A 2,061-nucleotide genomic window follows, 5' to 3' on the forward strand; every position below is an offset into this window, starting at 1 on the left:
TGATGGTGCGGTGCTGTCTGTGCGCAGAAGCTGCAATCTTTCATGTTCATGCGAAAAATGTCCGTTCAGGGGGGCATGTGATGCTATAGAGGAGCGGATTCGTATGTGAGGAGGTGATGGAGAATGAATCTACTAAGAGAAGACGAAAAAGTTAAGCAAAAAGTGCTGGATTATATACGAGAACATAAAAAATCAGACATTACAGAGTTACATAAGAATATCGGATGCGACATCAGCCTGTTAGTTGAAATCATTGACGAACTGCGAAGGGAAGGTAAAATTGAGGAGGATTAAAATGAGTAATTACAGGAGATGTCCCGAGTGTGGTAGTCCTATGATTGAAGAGGATAACCCAGTGTTCAGGCAGTGGTGGTGCATCGTGTGTGGATATATGGAGAAGGAATGGAAACAACAAAAAAGTCGTGAGGAGGTGATGATGGAAGAAAAATGAGCAAAGAAAAAACACATAAATTCCTGTTCTTAGGTCGGTCCCGGGGATGTAAATTCTTATTCCTCGGCAGGCATCGGGAATGCACTCCGTTCATGTTCATGCGTAAGAGGAGAAGAATCGGAGGAGGTGTAATAAAATGGTAAAATTCTATTGTCCGCTGAAGAAAAAGCGATATAAAAAAGAAGAGATAGAGAAGATGTGCAAAGACTGTCCAAAGTGCGGGTCCTGTAATACGGGGCTTGCCGTAACGAAGAGAAAGTGCGGAGGGGGTGATGAGCTGTTCTACCCATACCACCACCCTTTTGCATCCATAGGAGGAGAAGAAGATGAAAAACACGCATGAAAAAGCGACTATTACGGCATCGTTCAGCGCACTCGCTCGCATCTGCGGTGAAGATATGTTGCGATCAGTGCTCGAAGCGCGAGGCAAGCGTAAAGGTTCGAGCGTTGTAATTCCAGGAAGTGTTCTTCTGCCAGTATTGAGCGAGGCGGCGAAGTGGAAGTGGGAGCGCGAAAATGATAAGTGAATTTCCCTCGATCATTTTCAGGCTACGAAGAGGGAGCAGCGCACCGGACATGCTCATTCTGCGGAAACACAAGAATAAAGTTTTTATCGCTGTTGTGGAAAGCGATTTACCGGACGCGGTGACGAGCAGGGTTGCGAGTGCGATTTTGAGTTTTGTTGTAAGAAAATATGATCGAAAGCAGAACTAAAGCGCTTCAGACGGCAGTGAAATGACACAAAAAGGTTATCGTTCGCAGTATGAAGCTGCGCGGGAATATGAGCGGCGCGGCTGGGCAGTCTTCGTGCCGCAGAAAACTTCACATTTCGGCACGCAAGATATCTTCGGTCTCTTCGATCTGGTCGCCATCTCGCCTGATGGCAATGAACTTCATTTTGTTCAAGTCAAGACCAATAGCACTCGCGGTTTCTTGAAAAAACTCAAGGAATGGCGCGAAAAACACAAGGTAAAAAAAGTGGAGTGGCTTTTAATGGTGCGCGTGGATGCGCGCAAGCATAAAACCAAATGGAGAATCTATCGGTGATTTCCCAAAACTTTCTCTGTGTATAGCATCGCTGTCGCTACCAGCGAATTTATATCTACATCTGTTTCTCCTGCCCTTCTTTTTAAATCCCCTATCGTCTCGTTTAAAACAAAATAAATTAAATCACCGTCTTTAACTTTTCTTCTCCCCACAATCGCTTCAATTTTTTGTTTTATATCATCACCGAGGAGTTGCTCTCCCTTGTCCGTTATCCTTACCGGCGATTCATGTTTTCCCAGCCCTTCCCTCACCGCTCGCTCCAGCACATCCTCACCATACACTTTCCAGAGCGTGCATATTTTCACTTCCATGCGCCCCAATTTTGTGAAGAAGATATATAGCAATCCGAAAAGTGACACAAATCCGCTAATGCTCCCTGCGGTAACCACCACTTCCAGCATTGTGAATATGAAGGTTTTTCTATATTAAAAAATTTTAACATCTATCGAAAAGCTTATATATAACCTCAACACAATATATAATTGAGGTGATAGAGATGGAGGAGAAGAGAAAAACCTCGAAAGTGAGTGCGTGGGGCATTCGGCTCACGGTCCCCGCTGAAT

At 44.7% G+C, this 2,061-nt stretch carries 8 protein-coding genes; 7 read left to right on the forward strand and 1 reads right to left on the reverse strand.

All coding sequences use genetic code 11. The features are described from left to right. Nucleotides 1-123 precede the first annotated feature (123 nt). From J7J01_10375 to J7J01_10405, 7 genes are read left to right on the forward strand one after another with little or no spacing between them, the layout of a single operon-like run. Nucleotides 124-294, forward strand: a complete 171-nt coding sequence (locus J7J01_10375; GenBank protein MCD6211263.1) for a hypothetical protein — start codon at nt 124-126, stop codon at nt 292-294. Between the two features lies 1 nt (nt 295). Further along, nucleotides 296-451, forward strand: coding sequence for a hypothetical protein (locus J7J01_10380; protein MCD6211264.1), 156 nt, complete (start codon nt 296-298; stop codon nt 449-451). Then, a complete protein-coding gene (locus tag J7J01_10385; protein ID MCD6211265.1) occupies nt 448-594 on the forward strand; it encodes a hypothetical protein in 147 nt (48 codons plus the stop codon). Before J7J01_10380 ends, J7J01_10385 begins: the two co-directional genes overlap by 4 nt. Continuing rightward, nucleotides 588-794, forward strand: a complete 207-nt coding sequence (locus tag J7J01_10390; protein ID MCD6211266.1) for a hypothetical protein — start codon at nt 588-590, stop codon at nt 792-794. The genes J7J01_10385 and J7J01_10390 overlap by 7 nt, the downstream gene beginning before the upstream one ends. Then, on the forward strand, nt 778-978 hold the full coding sequence (locus J7J01_10395) for a hypothetical protein (protein MCD6211267.1): 201 nt from the start codon (nt 778-780) through the stop codon (nt 976-978). The genes J7J01_10390 and J7J01_10395 overlap by 17 nt, the downstream gene beginning before the upstream one ends. Continuing rightward, nucleotides 968-1,165, forward strand: a complete 198-nt coding sequence (locus tag J7J01_10400; protein ID MCD6211268.1) for a hypothetical protein — start codon at nt 968-970, stop codon at nt 1,163-1,165. Before J7J01_10395 ends, J7J01_10400 begins: the two co-directional genes overlap by 11 nt. 21 nt (nt 1,166-1,186) lie before the next feature. Then, the gene (locus J7J01_10405; GenBank protein ID MCD6211269.1) at nt 1,187-1,498 is read left to right on the forward strand and encodes a hypothetical protein; all 312 of its coding nucleotides are present in this window, start codon (nt 1,187-1,189) and stop codon (nt 1,496-1,498) included. Here the strand turns inward: J7J01_10405 and J7J01_10410 are convergent. Then, nucleotides 1,489-1,809, reverse strand: a complete 321-nt coding sequence (locus J7J01_10410) for a hypothetical protein (GenBank protein ID MCD6211270.1) — start codon at nt 1,807-1,809, stop codon at nt 1,489-1,491. The two genes, J7J01_10405 and J7J01_10410, sit on opposite strands and share 10 nt — an antisense overlap. Nucleotides 1,810-2,061 lie beyond the last annotated feature (252 nt).

Source organism: Methanophagales archaeon (genome assembly GCA_021159465.1).
Classification (GTDB): domain Archaea; phylum Halobacteriota; class Syntropharchaeia; order Alkanophagales; family Methanospirareceae; genus G60ANME1.